Source organism: Shewanella sp. Choline-02u-19, from assembly GCF_002836205.1.
In the GTDB taxonomy this organism is placed as follows: Bacteria; Pseudomonadota; Gammaproteobacteria; order Enterobacterales; family Shewanellaceae; genus Shewanella.
The window spans coordinates 446,959-468,861 of record NZ_PJBE01000013.1 but is presented as its reverse complement, the minus strand read 5'-3'; the positions used below and the strand labels follow the sequence as shown (position 1 = coordinate 468,861).

At 42.6% G+C, this 21,903-nt stretch carries 22 protein-coding genes; 12 read left to right on the top strand and 10 right to left on the bottom strand.

Annotation, left to right across the window (positions count from 1 at the left end; genetic code table 11):
• Positions 1 to 131 precede the first annotated feature (131 nt).
• Positions 132 to 899, top strand: coding sequence for an SDR family NAD(P)-dependent oxidoreductase (locus CXF83_RS08720; RefSeq protein WP_101092274.1), 768 nt, complete (start codon positions 132 to 134; stop codon positions 897 to 899).
• A gap of 87 nt (positions 900 to 986) precedes the next feature.
• Here the strand turns inward: CXF83_RS08720 and ompW are convergent, their stop codons facing one another.
• The 5 genes from ompW to CXF83_RS08695 all read right to left on the bottom strand — a co-directional run bounded on the left by ompW (position 987) and on the right by CXF83_RS08695 (position 5,108).
• Positions 987 to 1,667: an outer membrane protein OmpW gene (ompW, locus tag CXF83_RS08715; protein ID WP_101092275.1), complete on the bottom strand. Its 681-nt coding sequence runs from the start codon at positions 1,665 to 1,667 to the stop codon at positions 987 to 989.
• 471 nt (positions 1,668 to 2,138) lie between these two features.
• Positions 2,139 to 2,726, bottom strand: coding sequence for a nucleotidyltransferase family protein (locus CXF83_RS08710; protein ID WP_101092276.1), 588 nt, complete (start codon positions 2,724 to 2,726; stop codon positions 2,139 to 2,141).
• A 104-nt stretch (positions 2,727 to 2,830) separates the two neighbouring features.
• Positions 2,831 to 3,235, bottom strand: a complete 405-nt coding sequence (locus CXF83_RS08705) for a YbaY family lipoprotein (RefSeq protein ID WP_101092277.1) — start codon at positions 3,233 to 3,235, stop codon at positions 2,831 to 2,833.
• A gap of 38 nt (positions 3,236 to 3,273) precedes the next feature.
• On the bottom strand, positions 3,274 to 4,143 hold the full coding sequence (tesB, locus tag CXF83_RS08700) for an acyl-CoA thioesterase II (protein WP_101092278.1): 870 nt from the start codon (positions 4,141 to 4,143) through the stop codon (positions 3,274 to 3,276).
• Positions 4,144 to 4,208: 65 nt separating this feature from the next.
• Positions 4,209 to 5,108 carry an SDR family NAD(P)-dependent oxidoreductase gene (locus CXF83_RS08695; RefSeq protein WP_101092279.1) on the bottom strand — a complete coding sequence of 300 codons (900 nt, stop codon included), beginning with the start codon at positions 5,106 to 5,108 and terminating at the stop codon, positions 4,209 to 4,211.
• Positions 5,109 to 5,447: 339 nt separating this feature from the next.
• Between CXF83_RS08695 and CXF83_RS08690 the strand changes: the two genes are divergently transcribed.
• A complete protein-coding gene (locus CXF83_RS08690) occupies positions 5,448 to 6,329 on the top strand; it encodes a 1,4-dihydroxy-2-naphthoate polyprenyltransferase (RefSeq protein ID WP_101092280.1) in 882 nt (293 codons plus the stop codon).
• An 87-nt stretch (positions 6,330 to 6,416) separates the two neighbouring features.
• On the opposite strand, the gene CXF83_RS08685 is transcribed toward CXF83_RS08690, so the two are convergent.
• Entirely contained in the window at positions 6,417 to 7,820 is a 1,404-nt protein-coding gene (locus tag CXF83_RS08685; protein ID WP_101092281.1) for an ammonia-forming cytochrome c nitrite reductase subunit c552, read from the bottom strand.
• 68 nt (positions 7,821 to 7,888) lie between these two features.
• The gene (locus CXF83_RS08680) at positions 7,889 to 9,100 is read right to left on the bottom strand and encodes an NnrS family protein (RefSeq protein WP_101092282.1); all 1,212 of its coding nucleotides are present in this window, start codon (positions 9,098 to 9,100) and stop codon (positions 7,889 to 7,891) included.
• A 382-nt stretch (positions 9,101 to 9,482) separates the two neighbouring features.
• Between CXF83_RS08680 and CXF83_RS08675 the strand changes: the two genes are divergently transcribed.
• From CXF83_RS08675 to CXF83_RS08665, 3 genes are all read left to right on the top strand, one after another.
• Positions 9,483 to 9,671, top strand: a complete 189-nt coding sequence (locus tag CXF83_RS08675) for a carbon storage regulator (RefSeq protein ID WP_101092283.1) — start codon at positions 9,483 to 9,485, stop codon at positions 9,669 to 9,671.
• Positions 9,672 to 9,829: 158 nt separating this feature from the next.
• Entirely contained in the window at positions 9,830 to 10,447 is a 618-nt protein-coding gene (locus CXF83_RS08670; RefSeq protein WP_101092284.1) for an NAD(P)H-dependent oxidoreductase, read from the top strand.
• Between the two features lie 2 nt (positions 10,448 to 10,449).
• Positions 10,450 to 12,378, top strand: a complete 1,929-nt coding sequence (locus CXF83_RS08665) for a monovalent cation:proton antiporter-2 (CPA2) family protein (RefSeq protein ID WP_101092285.1) — start codon at positions 10,450 to 10,452, stop codon at positions 12,376 to 12,378.
• Positions 12,379 to 12,526: 148 nt separating this feature from the next.
• Here CXF83_RS08665 and hpf read toward each other — a convergent pair whose 3' ends face one another.
• Positions 12,527 to 12,883 carry a ribosome hibernation-promoting factor, HPF/YfiA family gene (gene hpf, locus CXF83_RS08660; RefSeq protein ID WP_101092286.1) on the bottom strand — a complete coding sequence of 119 codons (357 nt, stop codon included), beginning with the start codon at positions 12,881 to 12,883 and terminating at the stop codon, positions 12,527 to 12,529.
• Positions 12,884 to 13,280: 397 nt separating this feature from the next.
• Positions 13,281 to 13,475, bottom strand: a complete 195-nt coding sequence (locus CXF83_RS08655) for a hypothetical protein (protein WP_101092287.1) — start codon at positions 13,473 to 13,475, stop codon at positions 13,281 to 13,283.
• A 236-nt stretch (positions 13,476 to 13,711) separates the two neighbouring features.
• On the opposite strand from CXF83_RS08655, the gene CXF83_RS08650 reads away from it, so the two are divergent.
• The 4 genes from CXF83_RS08650 (at position 13,712) to CXF83_RS08635 (ending at position 16,753) form a co-directional block, all read left to right on the top strand.
• Entirely contained in the window at positions 13,712 to 14,011 is a 300-nt protein-coding gene (locus CXF83_RS08650) for a hypothetical protein (RefSeq protein ID WP_101092288.1), read from the top strand.
• A 2-nt stretch (positions 14,012 to 14,013) separates the two neighbouring features.
• Complete coding sequence (locus tag CXF83_RS08645) at positions 14,014 to 15,657, top strand: PepSY-associated TM helix domain-containing protein (RefSeq protein WP_101092289.1); 1,644 nt, start codon at positions 14,014 to 14,016, stop codon at positions 15,655 to 15,657.
• Between the two features lie 3 nt (positions 15,658 to 15,660).
• Positions 15,661 to 15,987 carry a DUF3325 domain-containing protein gene (locus tag CXF83_RS08640; RefSeq protein ID WP_101092290.1) on the top strand — a complete coding sequence of 109 codons (327 nt, stop codon included), beginning with the start codon at positions 15,661 to 15,663 and terminating at the stop codon, positions 15,985 to 15,987.
• A gap of 262 nt (positions 15,988 to 16,249) precedes the next feature.
• Positions 16,250 to 16,753 carry a hypothetical protein gene (locus CXF83_RS08635; protein ID WP_101092291.1) on the top strand — a complete coding sequence of 168 codons (504 nt, stop codon included), beginning with the start codon at positions 16,250 to 16,252 and terminating at the stop codon, positions 16,751 to 16,753.
• Positions 16,754 to 16,943: 190 nt separating this feature from the next.
• Here CXF83_RS08635 and CXF83_RS08630 read toward each other — a convergent pair whose 3' ends face one another.
• Positions 16,944 to 17,324 (bottom strand): hypothetical protein, encoded by a 381-nt coding sequence (locus tag CXF83_RS08630; protein ID WP_101092292.1) that lies wholly within the window; start codon positions 17,322 to 17,324, stop codon positions 16,944 to 16,946.
• Between the two features lie 217 nt (positions 17,325 to 17,541).
• On the opposite strand from CXF83_RS08630, the gene CXF83_RS08625 reads away from it, so the two are divergent.
• From CXF83_RS08625 to CXF83_RS08615, 3 genes are all read left to right on the top strand, one after another.
• Positions 17,542 to 18,435 (top strand): AraC family transcriptional regulator, encoded by an 894-nt coding sequence (locus tag CXF83_RS08625; protein ID WP_198553529.1) that lies wholly within the window; start codon positions 17,542 to 17,544, stop codon positions 18,433 to 18,435.
• A gap of 87 nt (positions 18,436 to 18,522) precedes the next feature.
• Positions 18,523 to 18,999: an OsmC family protein gene (locus tag CXF83_RS08620; RefSeq protein WP_101092294.1), complete on the top strand. Its 477-nt coding sequence runs from the start codon at positions 18,523 to 18,525 to the stop codon at positions 18,997 to 18,999.
• Between the two features lie 597 nt (positions 19,000 to 19,596).
• Positions 19,597 to 21,834 carry an acyl-CoA dehydrogenase gene (locus tag CXF83_RS08615; RefSeq protein ID WP_101092295.1) on the top strand — a complete coding sequence of 746 codons (2,238 nt, stop codon included), beginning with the start codon at positions 19,597 to 19,599 and terminating at the stop codon, positions 21,832 to 21,834.
• The last annotated feature ends 69 nt before the right edge of the window (positions 21,835 to 21,903 follow it).

The window sequence follows — 21,903 nt, the reverse complement described above, 5'->3', positions numbered from 1 at the left end:
TCTGATTAGCTCGTGATCCTCTATTCTGTTTGGCTGAACTCAGCATCCTTGTCACAGCAACAAACAATTAATCTTGTTCTAATACACTTATGTTCCTATGATAAGTAACCTATTTGAAGTCGAATATTTATATGACACAAGCAACTGCAATAATTGTGGGCGCAAGCTCATTGCTCAGCCGTGAAATAGCAAAACAGCTTGCTGACGATGGTGTAGAGCTCGCCTTATTAGCACAAGATCCACAATCTCTTATTGAGTTTAGCCAATCGCTTCCGACTAAGTCTGAAGTATTTCCACTGCAAATAGATGATCCTCAAGCTATTATTTCAACTCTTACCGCAGTTTGGCACTCTCTAGGCGGTGCTCATCTTGTACTGGTCAATACAGGCTTAAATAGCTATGACCCTGAACTGCCTTGGCAGCCAGAGCAAGATATCATCACCGTTAATGTGCAAGGGTTTTCAGCCATATGCAATACAGCTTTTAGGCTATTTCGTGATCAAGGTTATGGCCAACTAGCGGCAATTAACTCGATTGCAGGCCTAAGAGGCGGACCAAACGTTGCCTATCATGCGTCTAAAAGTTACGCCGAAAACTACTTCGAAGGGCTGTGTATGCATGCTCAGCGACTAAAGCTGCCCATAACCCTTACCGACATCCAACTGGGTCTGCTCGATAAAGCTGCCTTACAGCAAAGCCGTATTTGGCTTTCTCCTCCGGCTGAAGTTGCCAGCCAGGTCATTAAAGCGATGAAAGCCGGTAAACGTAAAGTCTATGTCACTAAGCGCTGGCGTCTCGTAGCATGGCTGACCAAATTGCTACCTGAGTTCGTTTACAATACGCGCCATTGGAAAACCAAAGAACAAAAGCAAGCAGAAAAAGCCGCTAAAAAAGAATAGCCGAGTCACGGGAAGTTCCGTTAATCGATAAAAAAAGGAGCCTTAAGGCTCCTTTTTTTAAGGGGGAAATCCAAGTCAATCTGCTGACTAGAAGGTATAACCTATGCTGACCATGTAAACCCATGGATCGATGTCAGTTTCAATGGTCACTGGCACAACAGTGCTTGACTCAAGTACCTTATAGTTGAAGTTAGCATCAGTGCTAATTTTTGCATACCAAACCGATGCATTTACAAGCCAGCTATCGTTGATTTGATAATCTAAACCAACTTGACCCGCTATTCCCCAAGAGTTAGATAAACTCAAATCAGATAGGCGCCCGCCTACATCATTAGTAATTTCATTATCGTAAAAATTGGTAAAGTTAACACCGAGGCCGATGTAAGGACGTAATTTTGAATCCGCTGAACCAAAATAATATTGCGCAACTAAGGTTGGCGGTAACTGCTTAGTTTCAGCGACTTTACCCACGCCAGCTAGAGAGATGTCATGTGTAAATGGCGATGCCGCTAGCAGCTCAATACCAATGTTATCCGTGAGCATGTAACCAAAGTTTAAACCTAACTGGGTATTGTTGCTTACAGAAAACTGACCTAGATCTCCAAGATCTGGCGTTATGATATTTTGGCTTGATTCATTTGGCGCTACGACTGCAACACCTGCTCGTATAATAATATCACCAGCTTGATGTGCTAGTGCAGAAGAGGTAAAACCGGTAGTCAATAGGGCTGTAGCAATCAATCCAGAAACGATATTTTTGTTCATCATATTACTCCATCAATACAACATGAGCTGCTGTTTTTATTATCAATATCCATACATTTGCGTGTACCCTGCCAGAATAATCGAGCCGCGAATTTGATCTAGATCAACGCTGACGTGAAATACCCAATTAGTGGTACCTACAAGTGACTAAGATCACACTTCCATAAGGTATATTGAAGTTGCAGCTTATAGTTGTGTGACAAAAGACCACTTAGACCGTATATCGCACGAACTAACGCAACCGTTTGGATTAACAATTAATTAACTTTTTAATATTATAATAAGTGATAGATATTGAACCATTGATAAAGGTATTAGGCAGTGAATAGGTACTTAATGATGACACTGTTTTTCATTAATTTTATGCAGATAATTAGGGGTAGATATTAGCGGTAGATATTAGCGGTAGCCATTAGTGTTAGTCGTTATAGGTAAGCAACTGTTGCAATTATGGCTTGAGTTCAACATTCGCATTCATTCACTGACCACTTGCAGTAGAGGATAATCTTGTAACCACTGTTTGTTATCCACTCGATGTTGGAAGAGTTGCTTAGATTTTTTAGGGTTATGGGTTAACGTCAATTGAAATAATCTTTGGCTACAAAAAGGTGTCACGACTTGCAGCGCTAATGGTAAAGACGCTATTGATACGACTCTACTTTCCGTCATTGTCTGATTGATAGTCACAGCAATAGCCGTTTCTTTTTCTGGCCAAAAACTCATCGCATCTAAACAAGAAGTATAAGCTTGGTCATTATTCTTAAGGTGCATTCGAGCTTGATTCTTAACCGACCAAGGGTAGTCGGGTGCAAGTGCACGTAACTGCTCTTCATAATCACGGTCTTGGCTCGCACAGAGATTGCTGGCATCAAAATAGATAAGGTCAATATCGTTAAGCGGTCTAGGCGCTGTCTCATGCAACTTATCCCATACAAGATTACGCACAAAGCCTGCAGCCAACATCCATTGCGGTAATTGCAGCTTTTCCGCCATCAATAGGGCTTGGTAGCGGTATTTATCCTCTCTAAGCCATTGAGCAATTTGTTGGCTCGGCTCAATCATGGCAAAAGCCTTTTATCATTCAGAGTGAATCCACTTAACACGCTAGCTGTTCAACTATCATCATAATAAAAGGAGCCTAAGCTCCTTTTATTAAATAATCAGTATTATGACTTAGGCGCGGGCACAGCTTTCATCAGTACTTCAGTGGTGAACTTATCATTGCTAATGACAGGGAAGCGATCATAGGTTTGGAAAATAACTTGGTTATTGAATTGGATCATTGCTACCACCCCATAATGAATTGAATCATCAATAGACTCCTCGGGTAACAAGAACTTAAACGGGACTGGCGCCCTTACAATGTTAAAGCTCTTCTGTGCAACAATAACCCCTGGAGTGTCTAAATCGATGATAGCGATCGTAATAGAGCATCCCTCTGGCAACGCTATTTTTTCCAGATATCCTGCGGCACCATTAACCATCACAGGGGGCGCTTCTGTTACTGTTACACATGCGGTTAGTGTTAATAAACACAGTAAAACGGTCCATTTCTTTAATGCTGAAATCATCTTTTTATCCTGAATATTTATCTTTAAAATAGCCTAAATTACGCTTTTTTAGTGGTCATGCGGATCAGGCCTTCTTGAGTTGCAGAGGCCACCAATTGCCCTTGTTGATTAAAAAACTGACCCGTTACAAAACCACGTCCACCACTGGCATTGGGACTCTCAATACTATAAAGCAACCACTGGCTTAAATCGAACGGACGGTGGAACCACATCGCATGATCGATGGTTGCCATACGCATACCTGGGGTGAGAAATGACACGCCGTGGGGTTGAGCTGCCGTGACTAAGAAATTAAAGTCAGATGCATAAGCCAGCAGATAATCATGTACGCACAGATTCTCTGGTACTTCACCATTTGCACGGATCCAAACGTAGCGCACAGGCTTAGAGGCTTTGCCTGCTAACGGATTGCTAGGATTAACTAAGCGCATCTCTATAGGAGTATCTGCCATAAACTTCTCTAACACATTAGCAGGTACTTTATCTTGCAGCGTCATGGCCAGTTCTTGCTGATTAAGCAAGCCTTCTGGTCCTGGCACATCAGGCATAACGGCTTGATGCTCATAACCCTCTTCATGGGCCTGAAATGAGCATGTCATATAAAATATCGGCCGGCCTTTTTGAATCGCTTTGACACGTCGAGCACTGAAACTGCCACCATCACGCATATTCTCTACGTCATAGACAATGGGTAATGTCTCATCACCAGCACGTAAGAAATAGGAGTGCAATGAATGCACTTTACGATCGGGAGAGACGGTTTGTTTAGCGGCACTTAGAGCTTGGCCCATCACTTGCCCACCAAACACATGACCAAAGCCTATATCTTGGCTTTGTCCGCGGAATAACCCCTCTTCGATTTTCTCTAAAGAAAGTAAGGCGAGTAAATCATCTAATACTTGACTCATTGGAACCTAAAATATTGCTACCATTATTGGCTAGCTTAACCCAAGACCCCAACGCTCGCCAGCTATTACTCTATGTCGATATTACGTTGCTCTGCCGAGGCTTTTGCCCATGCTAACACCTGTGCTTCACCCGAAGAACGGCCTCTATAAGGCTTAGAACGGTAGATATCACTCCAGCGGCTATGAATAATTTCCGGTGTACACTCTTCAGCTGTAAACCGGCTTGCTGCAAATTCAACAACTTCCGCGTGACTTATCCCCCCCGCTGCGGCAAAAATATGCTTTCCTGAATGGCATGCGGAGCTGCATAGATAGAGCATTGCAGATAGAACTGTGGTCTTGGAAAAAAGCGGTCTAACCGCCGGAGCAAGGTGCTCTGCTGTCATTTGAGTGACAGCATGTGGTGTAATCGTGTTAACGGCAATCCCGAACTCTTCACCTTCTAGGTGCAGGCTATTGACCAGCCCAATCAACGCCATTTTGCTGGCACTAAAGCTCGACTCATACATATCGCCAAATATTGAACTGGCACACGTCATAATCACTCGGCCATAACCGCTGCGCTTCATACTCGGCCATACTGCTTTAGTCATATTAAAACTGCCATGTACATCAACATCAAACTGACGTTTCCATGTCGCTTCGCTTAAGTGTTCAAACGGACATGAGTGATGTATGCCTGCATTGTTGATTAAAATATCAACTCGCCCCCAAGTTAACAGCACTTCATCAACCATCTGTTGCACCGCTGAAGAGTCACTGACGTCTAAGCAAAACACTTGCGCCTCGCCCCCCAGCGCTGTAATAGCGGCAGCGCAACTGCGCAGCCCTGAGTCTTTATTCGTTAATGCTTCATTGTCTATAATCACAACCCGCGCGCCACGCTCTGCTAACGCTATAGCATAAGCTCGCCCTAAGCCTGAAGCTGCACCAGTAACAATGGCAACTTGGTCTTCAAAACGCATATCCCTAGACCCTCAAACGTTATATTTAAGTTTTAGGTGGTGACTTCCCTGTAACACAATCAACAGCTCCAAGTACTCACAACCTATATATCGATACTGCTATTCAAGCTCGAAGCTCAATATTGCATACAATACTCATCGGAGGGTGTGCGCTAGATCTAAAATTTTAAACCGCTCTGCTCACCTAAGCCTCAAGTTAACGATAATGTTAACTTCGCCGCCATTAGCGACAGAAAATCCACTTTTTAGACGCTGTTAATTTTGCTATGCTATGAGGCCAGCACTCCTTTGTTACGTCGTAATCCTGCGATATATATCTCTGTAAAGTAATTATAAATAATGAATCCATGGATCCTAGCAATACGCCCTCGTACCTTACCTGCGGCGATTGGGCCATTATTGGTCGGTAATGTTTTAGCACTGCAACTTGAACAATTCAGTGGGTTCATCGCTGTCACTTCGATGATCTGTGCCGTGTTATTGCAAGTTGCTGTTAACCTAGCCAATGACTATTTTGACTTCAAAAGTGGTGTCGATACAGCAGAACGTGTAGGGCCTATTCGAGTGACACAAAGCGGGTTGTTAAGCCCCACAGCGGTGCGTAATGCCATGCTCTTATCCCTTGCGTTAGCCCTCATTGTGGGCTCATTTTTAATCGCCCACGGTGGATGGCCTATTGCCCTGCTCGCGGCGGCAGCGGTTTTAGGTGCATTAGGCTATAGCGGCGGCCCTTACCCGCTAGCCTCACATGGACTAGGCGAAATCGCTGCATTTGTCTTTTTTGGACTTGTTGCAGTGGTCGGTAGCTACTTTCTGCAAGCTAATACAACCAGTACTAGTGCATGGTTACTCGGCTCGGCTATCGGTTTTCTTAATGCAGCGATTATGCTGGTCAACAACACCCGAGACATGGATACCGATATAAAAGCGGGTAAGAAAACACTCGCTGTGCGCATCGGCTTAGCGCAAGCACGGATTTTTTATCAAAGTTTAGTCTACTTACCTTTTGCCATTATTATTACAGGGTATTTGATGGGAGCACTCGCGGGTTTACCCGTGCTGCTTGCCGGTCTTGGATTTATCTTGGCGCGTAACCTGTGCCGTGATTTTAATGAAGTCACTGGCGCTGCGCTAAACCCTTTACTAGGGCGCACAGCTAAACTCACCATGATTTTTAGTGGTTTGTTTAGCATAGGCCTCATTATTGATTTGCTCTTCTAGCCACTGTCTCGTCGTAAAAAAGCCAGCTTATCTAAGCTGGCTTTTTTAACGAACACAATCTCAAGTTAATCAGTAATTGATATCTAATTACTCGTAGCCATGACGACTCACTTCAGACCAATTCTCATCCACTTCCTCTTTGATAAATATCTTCTTCGCTTCAGTCAGCTTGTCAAGCTCAATGCCGACCGCTGCATGGGCCGATGCTTTCGAGCTAATATCAGGGTAGTTAACACTCTTTACATCAAACTTGTTGAGAATTTCAGCTAACGAAGTACGCGCATATTTAACTTGTTTAAGGGCTGTATCAAGCAGTGCATTGCCCTCTTCTGGGTTATGGGCATATAAACCATGAGATGCCATAGCAAAATCCCAGCGCCATTGAGAGTGACGAATGGCCATGATGGCGTCATTCATTAGAGGCCAAGTTGCGCCAGCATCCCACGCCGCACCAGCTTCGTAGTGCGCTTTTACCAATAACCCTTCAACTTCACGCGCTTTAGCATTAATCGTTGCCTTGTTCTTTGCCAGTGAACTAATGATTTTTTGCTCACTCTTATGGCAGTTTTGACAAACTTGGTCAAAATGTTCCAATGCCTTACCCACTTTATGGCTGGTAAAGGTATTGCCGTGCTCATCTTTTGTTTCAGGCATATGACAAGTAATGCATGTCACACCCGCCTCAGCATGTTTACTGCGACTCCAGTGTTCAAACTCTGGATGACGAGCTTTTAAGATGGGTGTTTGAGAAATAGGATGGATCCATTCATAGAAACGGCGAGTATCGTAATATTTCTCTATATCATCGGCACTATTGCCAAAAATCCAGGGGATATTAACTTTGTTGCTGCGTTCTGGCTGAAAGTAATAAGTCACATGGCACTGGCCACACACTTGAGCACCTTTCATATTTTCATTTTGTTTATCAAAAGGAAGATGAACTTTCGCCATAGCGTCTTGAGCATGCGGGCGCGGTAACGCCAGCTCTGCTTTACCGTCGACATGACAATCGGTGCAATACACAACGCTGTTTATTTCAGTGCCAAGATCTGTAAAGTTCTTAGCAGAAAAGCCTTCGATACCGAGTTCATTCATTAACCGCGGTGCATCTGGTGTTTTACAAGTCCAACAACTAGCAGACAAACCTTTATCACCGGCTTTGGGTGGTACACCCGTACGCAGAGTATGAGTTATATCTGCCACCGCAAAATGGTGACCTCGCGGGCTATGGTACTCTTTAGCAAACGATGAACCGGCCCACAAAATAATAGCGGCTGGATAGCTGGCCAACATATCTTCACGCTCTGTTTGCTCTGAAGTTTCTAGCCAGCTTTTATATTGGACAGGAAACTTTTCTTTTAAGCTTATATCGCGCGCAGCTTGCTCTTTTGCTGCAACACTGGGCTCTGACGCCTGTGCTAAACTCGCAACGCTGGTCAAGGATATAAACAAAAAAGCACAGACCACTTTACCTAACATTTTTACACTCATCTAATTCTCTACTTACCTTAATTAATATTTGAAATTACATTTATAAATAACACTAAAAATAACAACGCCTAGCCTGGACGACCATCAACTCTTGGTTTTGATAGTATCGAAGCATAATTGACGACAAACATTGCAAACGCTAAAGACCAAAATGCGCCAGCCAACCACAACCATAGTTGATAATGCTCAGGTGAAATGATTGGCATTAAAGATCTTAATACCGCAGCAATTGGGATACATAAAAAGGCAACCGTCATATTTGGGCCTTGGTAGATATTTCGGCTAGTGTGGCCAAGCGAAACTCTTGAAATCATCGACAGGCAAATGCCCGCTAATGTACCGATACCAAATAGGTGTATCAAATGATGGTACGCCATGGTGTCGTGAATTTTTGCTGCAAGCGCCAACAAGGCTATCGGCAAAAAGAGGTACGCAATGTGTAATGACCACAACATCGGTTCTTTAAGGGTTTTATGTGGAAACCAACGTAACCAACGAATAAGGTGTAACACTCCAGCGATAAGTAAAAGCGCTTGTTCAACAGCCACTGGTAGCACTTTACTCATCGCTTGAATAACTAATATAACCATAGCCACAATAAGGCTTTTTTCAATCAAGGCGATTGGCGTGGGTTTAGTTTGCTTAATTCTTATTGCCGTAAAGAACGGAATAACCCGACCGCCAACAATAGTGATCAGTAGCCCTAACCACCATATCATCGCTTGCCAGATCTGTAGGCTAAGTGAAAAATCTCTCGTGCTTAGCGCATAATAACTAAGTAGGTTTATCGATAAAGCGGCCACCAGCATGATTGGAAAGCCAATATTTTGCCATTGTTTCACTTTATAGATGCAGCGCCAAAGTTTTAACGCTGTGAGCCCTAAAAATAATGAGTCAAATATTGCCGGCAGCCAAAGTGGAATAGAAACCGGCAACAGCAACATGATTCTTGCTATCAACCAACAGCCAAAGGTCAACGCCAACGCCCAACCTTTCATCCCCGGTTGGTTAGTCCACGTCTGTACTGACGTCAACAAAAAGCCACACACAATGGCAAGTGCAAAGCCAAACAACATCTCATGCGGATGCCACCAAAGCGGTACAACTTTAACCCAAAAGTCTGTTTGGAATAGGCTATGTTCTGGGAAAAACCATGTCAGTAGCCAAAGCGGTACAAACAACATGGCAACCAAAGCGCCGCCTAGAAAAAAAGGTCTAAAACCTAGCCTAAACAAGGCGGGAATTTTTTCTGTCGCTGCTGGGTCGTCAATATTTAACATCGTTTTGCTTTACCTTAAAAATGCATTTTATATATACCTTATGTAATACCTTTAGTGTATCGACCAACAAATTCGATAACAATTGATATCCATGTTGTTTTTTACTTCTGTGAACTCTGTAGTTATCCCTCTGATCTTATTATTCCTTTAGAGGTATTCATTGGATGTTAATAAACATTAAATGAATAACTACCAGACTTAACCTTGCTTTACCCGAGAACCACTAACAAGTGATCCTCTGTAACTTTTGATTTTTATTAAAATATCGACGAGTAAAACTCGATAATGCAGCGTAAAAGACCAAATCAGCCTTTCTGTTGAGCCACCCTCCTGCAAATATTAGTCTAAACTAGGAGCAGCAGTTCATATACAAGGATGTATTATGTTAATTCTAACCCGCTCAGTGAACAGTGCGATTATTCTCAGCAATATCTACGATGAATATGGCAACTCTTTAGGCGAAATAGAGATCAATATTTTTAAAGATAACCGCATAGGTGTTAAAGCAGATAAATCAATTGATATCATTCGTGCCGAAACCCTAGAAACAGAACGAAACTTAGGCATATAGCCATCTCTAATAAAGCTCAATTCAATAGCACGCTTATCCACGGACAGGCGTAATAAAAATGACCTAAGTATCAATCTACATTCAAAGTTTGTTAATGCTTCTAGTTCTCTGTGCTAAATTAAATAACAGATAGTTAGGATGATTAAATTGGACAAATAATGGTTGATGCTGCAAAAAAGATCCTCGTACTTTACGCCCACCCCTCTCAAGAGCGTTCTGAGATAAATAAACCACTATTTCGTGCCACTCAACAACAGGAACATGTCACCGCAGTTGATCTATATGCCGAATATCCCACATTTAGGATTAACATCGACAAAGAGCAACAACGACTCCGAGATCACGATGTTATCGTATTCATGTTTCCACTGTATTGGTACTCTACGCCCGCGATTTTGAAAGAGTGGCAAGATCTCGTACTTGAATACAACTTTGCTTATGGTGCAAACGGTAATGCCCTTGAGGGGAAAACATTTTTGTGTGCCATTAGCGCGGGAGGTAGTGAAACTGCTTATCAGGCAGATGGTTATAACCATTTTACCTTAAGGGAATTACTCCATCCGCTAGAACAAACAGCGAGCCTCACAGGGATGACTTACCTCGCCCCTTTTGCCCTTTTTTGTGCCCGCAGTGCTTTTGACGAAAACCGCGTACATTCACATATCGAAGATTGGCTGAGAATCTTATCCGCATTAAGCAATAATACCTTAGATATAGCGCTCGGAAAGTCACTCGAAAAACTAAATGAAAATCTCAATATTTTGATAAGGGACTGATAATGACCGCTTATTTTATACAAGCTTTTATCTACCTAGCGGCCGCCGTTATTGCCGTCCCGCTGGCTAAGCGGTTAGGTTTGGGGTCGGTATTAGGATATTTAATTGCCGGAGTCGTCATTGGACCCATAGCGGGTTTAGTGGGCAATGAAACAAGTACCTTGCAACACTTTGCTGAGTTTGGCGTGGTGATGATGCTATTTTTAGTCGGTTTAGAGCTTGAACCTCGCATGTTGTGGAATATGCGTCATAAACTCATCGGCTTAGGCGGTCTTCAAGTTGGACTATCTACATTGGTGGTTATGGGCATTGCATTTGCTTTCGGCTTTAATTGGAGTATTGCACTTACTATCGGTATGATTTTTTCACTGTCATCAACCGCGATCGTGCTGCAAACCTTTAATGAAAAGAACCTAACCAAAACAGAAGGCGGTAAAAACGCATTCTCTGTACTGCTATTTCAAGATATCGCTGTCATTCCTATGTTGGCGCTAATTCCACTGCTAGCGCTGCCAGAACTCATAGAAAAGGCACAGTCAGCCGCAGCCACCGCGGCAGAACATCATGAACAGATGTCTTTGGTCGCTGGCCTACCGGGTTGGGCGTATGGCATTGTTGTTTTAAGCGCTATCGCTATTGTGGTTGTCGGCGGCAATTACTTAAGCCGGCCATTGTTTCGATACGTTGCCAGTTCTAACTTGCGGGAGATTTTTACTGCGACAGCATTAATGTTGGTCATCGGTATTGCGGCGTTAATGAGCCTTGTTGGATTATCTCCCGCTTTAGGTACCTTCTTGGCCGGCGTCGTATTGGCCAACAGTGAATTTAGACATGAACTTGAGTCCGTCATCGAACCTTTTAAAGGTTTATTGCTCGGCCTGTTTTTTATCACTGTAGGGGCGGGTATCGACTTTGATGTACTGGCCAGCAATATTGGCCCAGTAATGGCGATGACTTTAGGTGTTATTCTCATTAAAGCAACGGTATTACTGTTACTGGCAATGATCTTTAAGATCAAAAATAGCGACCGCTGGTTATTTGCATTAAGCCTTGCACAAGCTGGTGAATTTGGTTTCGTACTTCTGAGCTATACCGTACAAAACCATGTCATTCCGGTTGATTTAGCCCAAATACTGTCTCTAGTGGTAGCTATATCGATGTTCCTCACGCCTGGACTCTTTATTTTGTTTGATAAAGTCATTTTGCCTCGCTACGAGCAAACGGAAAACATGCGAGAGCCTGATGTTATCGATGAGAAAGGGACGGTCATCATTGCGGGGGTTGGTCGATTTGGTCAGATAGTGAATCGCCTTTTAGTGACTAATGGCTTTAAAACCGTGGTGCTTGATCATGAGGCTCAACAAGTTGAAAACCTCAGAAAGATTAATACCAAGAGTTTTTATGGTGATGCAACTCAACCCGACTTGTTGCATACCGCGGGTATAGCAGAAGCCAAGATGTTGGTGATTGCCATTGATAATCCAGACCGAGCGGTTGAACTCACCGAATACATCAAACATACCTACCCTAACGTAATTATCCTTGCCAGGGCGTTTGATAGAAGTAACCTCTATCGACTGCGTAAAGCGGGTGCCGACTTTATGGTGAGTGAGACCTTCCATTCAGCCCTACAACTGGGTAAACACGCATTAACTCACCTTGGGGTTCACCCTTTTAAAGCTGAGCAACAACGCGCGATATTTTTTGAAACTGAAATGGCCCACAAAGACACCCTTTACGAATCATGGAAGCAGGTCACTGGTGATGATAAACACCTAGTCCATTACCGAGACATGTTTATTCAATTGGAAGAGACATTAAGCGCTGCGATGAAAGATGAGCGCTACCGTAGCTTTTCGAGAATGGAGCGAGGCTGGACCCCACCGCCAAAAGAAAATGATACTGCTTTTTCAAAATCAGAAACCGATTAGACATAGCGCTGCTTAGGCATTTTTGCAACTAAGCAACACCCTATCTTATGTCGTTTTTTTCAGTTTTTAATCAAAAGTGTAAGACATAAAAAAGCCCCCGCGCTAATCATTTTTAGCAGCGGGGGCGTTATACTTTAAATCGGCTAAGTTACGTTAAGTTCATCTCTTGAACTTTTTCATGAGCAATCTCAGGAGTAGTAACAACAGGCTTTGAATGTAGATCAGCCTTTAGTTGGCCTTTACGATGCTTTAGTGCCGCATCGAGTTTTCTAGCTGCGCTGGTTATCGCTGGGTACATAATGGTATCGCTACCCGACGATGATATTCGACTTCCCTCATAATTGGTTCTAATTTCAACCTGGAATTCGCTATGCTCTTTAGAAATAATAATATCGAGTGCGATCAGGGTTGGAAAATGACTCTCTATCTTCGAAAACTTCTCTTGGACATGCTGCTTAACAACATCAGTAACATCAACGTGGTGACCAGAAAGATTTATTTTCATAGGTTTTCCTTTTTACAATGACTTCTACCTAATACACTTGGGGTTAGCGCTTTAAATTACAAGCTTTATTAATAAAAATTTATCTCATTAATTGCTCATAAAAAACACATAAACCGCTGTAGCCCAGTATCCATCAGTAAAGTCAAAAAAATAATATTTTCAGTTTTTAATAAATTCGTCATCTAGCTATGGTTAAAACATATACTAACTGGGTAATAAGTGACTCGCGCGCCAAAAAGCAATAAATCGCGTACTTGATTACCTTCTACAAATTTAGACAAAAAAACCAGCTTTAGCTGGGTTTTTATCACGCTTTTAGCAAAAAAATTAAAATATATTTTCTGGTTGTTATGACATCAATCACTTAGCGCGACATCTGCGCATTATTTTACCTTGTTCACATTAAACACTGGTGCTTTAGGCTCTGGGCGCAATAGCGTAAATCAGCGCCTTTTGAGGCGAGAGTTTGTACCATATCGGGCGCTACATCCTCTTTATTTTCCGTCACCGCTAAGTCGATCGTAGACCACTCTCCTGTGGCAACTTTACACTTATTGTCACCGATATATTGACTACGGAGGTAAGGTGGCATCACTCACTATAATCACTTAATTTTTATCGTAAATAGTCTTTCACAATGAAATTTGATGGTTAGCTATAGGCAGATGATGCAGCATTTTTTGCGACACATATCCCAAGATTGTCACTTTCGCAGTTAAATACGAATAAAAATAGTTATCAATTAAGTTTATTAATGTAAAATACAGCCCTATTTTATGAAGATTAGGCGCACCGTTAATGACGCCTAACATTTAGGTGTCTGTCTCTGTGATCTCAGTTAACTCTAATTTCAAGCATTTGATTAGCTTGCAGCTATTCAATATTACTTCGCGTGCTCTAGCCGCGATATTCGGTGGTTACCTCGTCGCTGCAACTGCATGTGGGCTATTTGCCATTATCATTCCATTGGTAGCAGTTCAGAGCGCATTAACCGCTATGATGCTGTCATTTGCTGTTTATGCTACTGCAATCATTTGGGTTTTTAGCGTTAAGCATCACCTATTAGCATGGCGAGATCTACTCGGGTTGAGCAGCCTTTTCTATCTGATTATTTTACTGGTAAGCTAACAATGAAAGAGAATTTTTTCCGCAGCATGACTTGGCTACATACTTGGGTTGGCTTGCTTGTATGTTGGGTGCTATTGCTAATATTTTTCGCGGGTACGATGAGCTATTATCGACATGACATTAGCCTGTGGACTAAGCCTGAGCTACATCAAAACGTGATTCAAGATTATAATGCCAGCAAAGTTCAGTCTGAGCTGAGTAAGGCACAACGCTATCTCAGTCAGCACGCGAACAATGCTCGCGATTGGCGCATCAGCTTTCCGACAGATCGTAAACCTTACCTAAGTTACAGTTGGCAGACTCAGCCTGAAGCGGGACAGCGTCGCGGCAAATTCATTGAACATGTGGTGATGCAAGGACAAGATGAAGTCATAACCGATGTTCGTCAGTCAAAAGGCGGCAACTTTTTCTATCGATTGCATTTTGATCTGCATTACATGCCAGCAAAAATTGCTCGCTGGATTGTCGGGTTTTGTAGCATGTTTATGCTGATTGCGTTAATCAGCGGCATTGTCATTCATAAACGGATCTTCAAAGACTTCTTTAGCTTTAGACGTAACAAAGGCAGTCGCTCTTGGCTCGATGCTCATAATGTCAGTTCTGTACTCGCACTGCCTTATCACTTAATGATCACTTATACCGGGCTAGTGACGCTTATGGCAATGTACATGCCTTGGGCGGCTATCACAGCTTACGACGGTGATACTAAGGCTTTTCGTCAGGAGTTAAAAAACCGTCCTGCACAAGTAATACCACTGGGCGAATCCGCAAAAACTATTCAGTTAACCACCCTACTACCGCAAATTAATCAGTTATTTGACAACAAGCCTATTAGACAGATTGTTGTGACGAACCCCGGTGATAAAAACAGTCGAGTCAGCGTCTATAAAGATACCGGTGAGACGGTGACCGACAGAAGAGTCGCCACAATATTTAACGCGGTAGATGGTACTCTTTTGAATAAAGGGATTGAACCTGATTCTGCCGCTCAAAATACCCATGACACTTTAATAGCGCTGCATACCGGACGTTTTTCAGGGCCTGTATTACGTTTCTTTTTCTTCATCTGTGGTGTGATGGGCTGCGCAATGATTGCGACTGGGACACTGCTTTGGGCAAATAAAATTCGCCAAAAACAGCATAAACAGATAAACCAAGGCGAGAAAGCCAGTTTTGGTCTGCGATTAGTCGAAGGGTTAAACCTGACTTTCATTGCAGGTTTACCGCTTGCAGCAAGTGTGTTTTTCTATGCTAACAGGCTGTTACCCATCGATATGATCAACCGTGCTCAATGGGAAGCTAATAGCTTTTTCATCGCCTTAACTATAATTGCTTTAGTCGCCTGCTTTAAGCGGACATTAGCGGTATGGCGTTATGTGTTGGCCTTATCGGGCTCTAGCTTGATTGCGATCCCGCTGCTCAATGCAATGACCTCAAATAGTGATCTGCTAAGAAATATTAATCAAGCACAATGGTCTTTAGTGGGTTTCGACATCATGTGCGTAGTGATAGGAGTTAGCATTTTGTTTGCTCGACGTAAGCTTTTGAGTCAGCAACTTAAACTGCCTACTGGTCGCCGCGCAGCGACTCGTTTGAAAGACCCTATTGTAATACAAACAACAGCCACTACAGGCAAAGAGGCTTAATAGATGATGTTAAGTTTATTGGGATTTAGTTACATCGCATTTGGCTTATTAGCGTTAGCCATGTTCTCTCACCATCGAGAAGTCTTAGGCAAAGCACCAAGCGATAAGCAAAGCCGCAGATTGTCTATCACAGGTTGGCTTGGACTGGCGCTCACTTATTGGGGTTGTACTCTTGACCAAGGTGTTGCTTATGGCAGCATCATCTATTTTGGTTTACTAGCCGCATCGGGGCTACTAGTGATTATGACACTGAGTTACCGCGCGAAATTTATGCCCTATGCTATGGCGTTAAGCGCGATATTTAGCACGACACTGTTTGTGATCCGCTAATTTCCCCGCCAGCTTAAGATCCATACTCCCAGCCAAGATAATTGGCTGGGTTTTACCTCTAAGACAAATTCTTGAGCCCTAAACACATCGTCTCTGTTCGCATAATCACTGAACAATCGGCCTTAAAGTTTCACCGCGAGTTAAACTAATGCCTTGTTATGGGATCAAAAAATTGCCTATCTTCTAACTGGTTCAGTTCACATTCAGCTTTAATCGCTTAAAATCTTGTCTATTAAGACATGTTTTTGATGATTGAGGTTTTATGCAAGTTTCACAAGCGCTCTCCAATACTGCGGCTCAGTCCAAAACACTAAACAGTCAAAACCTACAGCAAAGTACTGCGGACAGTCATTCTCAACTTGCCAATACCAGCAGCGATCAACCAATTTCCCCTGTCGCATCAAGCGATACAGTGACATTATCTGCCAGTGCCATTGAGCTAGCCGCTCAAGGTCGTTCTGCTGAAAAAACGAGTTCAGTCGCCAATGAAGCAGAAATATTACCTGTAACACCAAAGTTACCCAATGAAGGTGAGAAAGTTGACGACTACGTTGACTATAGAAAGGCCAAAGCTCAGTATCAGTTTTATGCAGATATAGCAGGAGTGGCTACAGGCAGCAGCAATCTAACCCCAGCGTCAGCTTATTATCTATCAAACAATGATGATGCACGAGCCGCTGTCGTCAATAATAAAGCCCAACAGCAGCAAGCAGCGGTTATGCAGACCTATGTAGAAACATCGCAAAGTATTAACGTTTACAGCTAACATTTTATTTATAGATAGCAAAGAAGCCGCATTAAGCGGCTTTTTTGCTATCTATAATTTAAGCTGGACAATATGACAAGCAATACAGATTTAAACAGTCTATCAATAACCTAGAAATTTAATCTACTCTTAATCGGTCTTCTCTATATTACCGACTTTGTGAGCTTAATAGCTGCTAATCATTTAAGGGTTAGCCCGCTTTAATACTATCCATGTCATACCATGGCGTTGGGTTAATTGGACATCTAAATCGAACACCTTCAGCGCTGACTTCAACCACGTCGCTACGAAGCGTTTTTCCTGGTTCAATTGGAAACATATCTAACGCTTCATGAGTGGTGAAGTTTTGCAGTTGAAAACCCACCAGCTTGCCAGCCTTATTGGTGATAATAAATTGATACTTTCCGGGCTTTAGTGATGCGAGTGTATCTTTAGCACTGAAATAGCCGCCATGCTGGTCGAGATAGATCTCGACAACCCCATCTGCATTTTGAGTCGGAGTTGCGGCTGAAGTTGCAAAGCTAAACACGAGTGCCGTCATTAGCATTATCTGAGTGATGAACTTATTCATTTTATATTCCTTAATGATGTGTTTGAACTAACAGAATAGGTAAATTAACGTCAGCTTTGTATGCCTTAGCGTCTGCGCTTTATGTCTCATCGTCTAATCTTATCATTAAGGTCTTCTGGCATAGTGCTAACGTCTGTATCAATGGAACAGTCATTCGTTAGTGGGTGAGTTAACAGCACCAAATAACAAGATGAATTGCCACAATAGATGGGGAACCATGTTTAACATTAATAGCTTACTTTCAAATTTTCATCTTCACGCCACGATATTTCATCGTTCGTTACTGTGTAAAACATGGAGTACTGACACCTCAGGAAGCGGTCTGGCGAGTTTTCATTTGGTCAGTCAAGGGCAAGCATTTCTCTATTGCGGTGATATTAAAGCGCTAGAGCTTACCGCTGGTGACTTAGTGGTATTTCCCCATGATGCACCGCACATTATCAGCAGCAGTAATAGTGAGCAGGCCGCTGCAACCATTAGCCGTTTTGTGGCATATCCTATGGTTGATGAGCCATCAGATTCGACGGGGTTAATCTGTGGTTATTTTGATTTTAGTGAAGACAAAAATCACCCGCTTATTTGCCAGCTACCCGCATGTATGGTGATCCGTAAACAGGAACAAAGCGGTGCACTCACTGGAATTACGCAGAGTTTAATTGAAGAAGCCAAGCTAGGTTCACTCGCTAATGATGTGATTTTGTCTCGTCTTAGTGAGGTATTCTTTCTAAGTTTATTACGGAAGTTATCGAATGATGAACATAGTAATATTGGCTTATTTAAAGCACTACAAGATCCAAAAATGAGTAAAGTACTCAATGCTATTAGCCAAGACTTGTGTCAATCATGGAGTGTAAATACCTTAGCCGAACTGGGTGGTTACTCACGAGCCAGCTTTGCCAGCTATTTCAAAGCCTATCTCGATATGACACCGATAGAGTACATCACTCGTTTACGTTTATCACAAGCACAAAAACAACTACGCGCTGGGGACAGTGTGTATAAAACAGCGCTTGATGTGGGTTATCAAAGTGATATCACTTTTGCTAAAGCATTTAAACGCTATTTCGGCTATGGCCCAGGCTCTAGCAGAAGAGCCAATACCGAAGCTTAATCGAGAAAAAACATCATCTTTCAATAATGCTTATTGACCCAACAAGAACGCAGCATTATTTTCATTTTTTATAAGCGAGCAATCAGTATGAGCTTTAATATACACTTAAACTGGAGCAGCGAAGCTGCTGTAAACGAGCCAACTGCATTTTGCCGTGACCATACAATTAACTTTGGTAGTGGCCAACAAGTTAATGCATCATCAGCACCTGAGTACAGTGGTAATAGCCAATTTATTAATCCTGAAGAGAGTCTACTGGCGGCATTATCTTCCTGCCATATGTTGACGTTTTTAACGATTGCTCACTTAAAACGTTTGGCTGTTGTCTCTTATAGTGACCACGCTAAAGCTGAGTTAGGTAAAAATGCACAGGGGAAGTTATTTGTAAATAAAATGACGCTAAACCCCAAAATCGTATTTGCTGCGGGCATTGAAGTCAGTGATGAGGTCATTAAAAAAATCCATGAGAAATCTCATGCCAATTGCTTTATTGCCAATAGCCTTAACAACGAAACCCTTGTAGAGATCACGACCGACAATACCGCAAGTACCGATAACGAGTGAAGATAACGAGTCTTGAGTCATACACAGACCCCACAATTCCCTCAAAAACACTCAATGACTATGACTGATATTATTAAGCTGCTAACGAACAGATTATCGCGTTAGTAGCAGCTCGCGGTGATTCATCATCGCTACTTTCCAGCAGAAAATGACATAATCGACACTTTGATATCCCCCGTTTACTGTTGCGGATATAGCACTCATTCAATTTGTTATTTCCAACTCAACATCAACTTTGACGGTTAATAATTTAAGCTAATTAAACCCATTCCATGTTGTAAAACTCAGCACAACACTCATCACCTCCCTTGATAAAAATGTCTAATCACAGGCTTAATTGGCAATATTGTTATACCCTTTCCTGTCAGGAAACGATCACTAATCATCGAATAATATTGATTTAAATCAATTAATTCATATCACTATGAAAATAATTTAATTCCAGCGTACACGCGTAAGCTTATGAAATTTTTATAGTTAATTTTATTATTTAAATAAAAATCCAAACAAGTGTTTAAATTTATCGTTTGAAAATTTGATCTATGGCGCATTTTGTGACGTAATGTGACTCATACTTCTGGTCGGATGAGCATCAAAATGAGCATAAGAACTAAACTAAAAAAAGTACTACCAAGCATTTCTACCACTGAGCAAGAAGCACTCGACGCTGGTGATGTATGGCTAGAGGGTTCTATCTATCAAGGTGTTCCTGATTTTGCTGCGCTACGTGACATTCCGGTTGCAACACTATCCGCTGATGAGCAAGCCTTTCTCGATGGCCCAGTGCAGACCTTAATTGAAATGGTCGACGACTTTGAAATTCAGCGCAGTAAACATCTACCAGAAAATATTCTTAACTTTTTAAAAGAGAATAAATTTTTCTCTCTTATTATCCCAAAATCATTTGGTGGTCTTGAATTTAGTCCTTATGCCAACTCAACCATTGTTGGCACCATTGCTGCTAAAAGCTCGGCCGTAGCCGTTACCGTTATGGTGCCTAACTCATTAGGCCCTGGCGAATTGTTGATGCATTACGGTACATCACAACAACAAGATTATTGGTTACCCCGCCTTGCTAAAGGCCAAGAGATCCCATGTTTTGCCCTAACGAGCCCAGAAGCGGGCTCAGACGCTGGCGGTATTCCAGATGTCGGCACTGTGACTATGGGTGAATATGATGGCGAGCAAGTACTCGGTTTGAGTGTTACATGGGACAAGCGCTATATCACGCTAGCCCCTATCGCGAGTGTGTTAGGCCTCGCCTTTAAAGTCGAAGATCCAAACGGAATACTCGGCGGTAAAGAAAACCTTGGTATTACCTGTGCCTTAATCCCTAAGTCTCACCCAGGTGTGCAACTAGGTAATCGTCATGACCCAATGGGGATGAGTTTCTACAACGGTACTACGCGTGGCGAAAATGTCTTTATCCCAATGGATTTCATCATTGGTGGCCAGAAAAATATCGGTCGCGGCTGGGCAATGCTCGTAGCATGTCTAGGTGCTGGTCGCGGTATTTCACTGCCTGCACTGGGTGTCTCTGTTGGCCAGTGCTCATTTAAATCATCGACTGAGTACGCAGCAGTGCGTGAGCAATTTGGTTTATCGATTGGTAAATTTGAAGGTATTCAAGAAAAGCTTGCTGACATTGCTGGCAAGACTTACTTACTAGAATCAATGCGTGTATTAACCACCGAAGGATTAGGTTTAGGCCTGAAGCCATCGGTTGTGACTGCAATTGCAAAATATCACATGACAGAGCTTGGCCGCGACGTACTTGATTCAGCAATGGATATTCAAGCCGGTAAAGCGATTCAAAATGGCCCACAAAATACATTGGCTTCTGGTTATATCGCCCAGCCAATTGCCATTACCGTGGAAGGCGCCAACATTCTTACCCGTAACCTGATGATTTTCGGTCAAGGCGTTATGCGTTGTCATCCTTATTTGCAAAGCATGGTTGAGTCTATTCACTCAAACGAAAAGCATGCAGATAAAGAGTTCAACAGTATTTTACGCAAAACCGTTGGTTACAGTGTTGGCAACAGCCTACGTGCATTCAAATTAGGTTTACTGCCTTTCACTGCTGGCGCGAGTTCTCAACTTGCAGAAGTTAAACCCTATGAGCAATCTGTTCATAAACTGGCATCAAAACTCGCCGTTTATGCAGACTTTTCACTACTGGTGCTTGGCGGAAAGTTAAAGCAAGCAGAGATGCTGTCAGCCCGTTTAGGCGATGTGATGAGCTATCTTTATGCTGCAATGGCTTCTATCCGTTATTACGAGCAAAAGCTACCTGCAGAGCAGCGTGCTGAAGCGGCGCCATACTTCCACTACGCCACTCGCTGGTCACTATGCCAAGCCGAAAAAGCGCTATTGGACTTTTTGGACAACTTCCCATCATCATCGACACGTAAGTTTATGCGCCTGATCACTGTAACTTATTCACCTAAGATGCAGAAAATAAACGATAACTTAGTGCGCGAACTTGCTGAACAAGCACAGCTAAATACAGCGTTTAAGAAAAACCTAACCCACTTGGTTAAACCTGTTGCGGGCGACGGTAACTACATCAATGAACAAGCCTATCTGGCTAAGATGGAATGTTTGCCAATGTTAGCTAAGGTAAAGAAAGCCATTAGAGCACGTACCTTTAAGCCTGGTATCAAGTTCTCGTTAACACTTGATGCAGCGTTAACCGCTAAGGTGATTAATGACAGCGAGCACAAGCAGCTGCAAGACTATAACTTGAAGCGTGAACGTGCTATCCGTGTTGATGAGTTTGATTTTGATATGAACTTAATCACAGAAAAAGCCGACCTAAAAATCGCTAACTAAATCTAAAAAAATCAAAAAAGCGGTTGTATTGCTCATGTAGCAAACAACCGCTTTTTTATATCCGTTATC

What these genes read in the sequence shown, in the direction of transcription:
- CXF83_RS08640 (WP_101092290.1), top strand. Translation starts at nt 15,661, where the DNA reads ATGATGTTAAGTTTATTGGGATTTAGTTACATCGCATTTGGCTTATTA.
- CXF83_RS08680 (WP_101092282.1), bottom strand. Translation starts at nt 9,100, where the DNA reads ATGTTAAATATTGACGACCCAGCAGCGACAGAAAAAATTCCCGCCTTG.
- CXF83_RS08625 (WP_198553529.1), top strand. Translation starts at nt 17,542, where the DNA reads ATGTTTAACATTAATAGCTTACTTTCAAATTTTCATCTTCACGCCACG.
- CXF83_RS08695 (WP_101092279.1), bottom strand. Translation starts at nt 5,108, where the DNA reads ATGCGTTTTGAAGACCAAGTTGCCATTGTTACTGGTGCAGCTTCAGGC.
- CXF83_RS08675 (WP_101092283.1), top strand. Translation starts at nt 9,483, where the DNA reads ATGTTAATTCTAACCCGCTCAGTGAACAGTGCGATTATTCTCAGCAAT.
- CXF83_RS08670 (WP_101092284.1), top strand. Translation starts at nt 9,830, where the DNA reads ATGGTTGATGCTGCAAAAAAGATCCTCGTACTTTACGCCCACCCCTCT.
- CXF83_RS08710 (WP_101092276.1), bottom strand. Translation starts at nt 2,726, where the DNA reads ATGATTGAGCCGAGCCAACAAATTGCTCAATGGCTTAGAGAGGATAAA.
- ompW (WP_101092275.1), bottom strand. Translation starts at nt 1,667, where the DNA reads ATGATGAACAAAAATATCGTTTCTGGATTGATTGCTACAGCCCTATTG.
- CXF83_RS08690 (WP_101092280.1), top strand. Translation starts at nt 5,448, where the DNA reads ATGAATCCATGGATCCTAGCAATACGCCCTCGTACCTTACCTGCGGCG.
- CXF83_RS08665 (WP_101092285.1), top strand. Translation starts at nt 10,450, where the DNA reads ATGACCGCTTATTTTATACAAGCTTTTATCTACCTAGCGGCCGCCGTT.
- hpf (WP_101092286.1), bottom strand. Translation starts at nt 12,883, where the DNA reads ATGAAAATAAATCTTTCTGGTCACCACGTTGATGTTACTGATGTTGTT.
- CXF83_RS08645 (WP_101092289.1), top strand. Translation starts at nt 14,014, where the DNA reads ATGAAAGAGAATTTTTTCCGCAGCATGACTTGGCTACATACTTGGGTT.
- CXF83_RS08720 (WP_101092274.1), top strand. Translation starts at nt 132, where the DNA reads ATGACACAAGCAACTGCAATAATTGTGGGCGCAAGCTCATTGCTCAGC.
- CXF83_RS08705 (WP_101092277.1), bottom strand. Translation starts at nt 3,235, where the DNA reads ATGATTTCAGCATTAAAGAAATGGACCGTTTTACTGTGTTTATTAACA.
- CXF83_RS08635 (WP_101092291.1), top strand. Translation starts at nt 16,250, where the DNA reads ATGCAAGTTTCACAAGCGCTCTCCAATACTGCGGCTCAGTCCAAAACA.
- tesB (WP_101092278.1), bottom strand. Translation starts at nt 4,143, where the DNA reads ATGAGTCAAGTATTAGATGATTTACTCGCCTTACTTTCTTTAGAGAAA.
- CXF83_RS08685 (WP_101092281.1), bottom strand. Translation starts at nt 7,820, where the DNA reads ATGAGTGTAAAAATGTTAGGTAAAGTGGTCTGTGCTTTTTTGTTTATA.
- CXF83_RS08620 (WP_101092294.1), top strand. Translation starts at nt 18,523, where the DNA reads ATGAGCTTTAATATACACTTAAACTGGAGCAGCGAAGCTGCTGTAAAC.
- CXF83_RS08630 (WP_101092292.1), bottom strand. Translation starts at nt 17,324, where the DNA reads ATGAATAAGTTCATCACTCAGATAATGCTAATGACGGCACTCGTGTTT.
- CXF83_RS08615 (WP_101092295.1), top strand. Translation starts at nt 19,597, where the DNA reads ATGAGCATAAGAACTAAACTAAAAAAAGTACTACCAAGCATTTCTACC.
- CXF83_RS08655 (WP_101092287.1), bottom strand. Translation starts at nt 13,475, where the DNA reads ATGCCACCTTACCTCCGTAGTCAATATATCGGTGACAATAAGTGTAAA.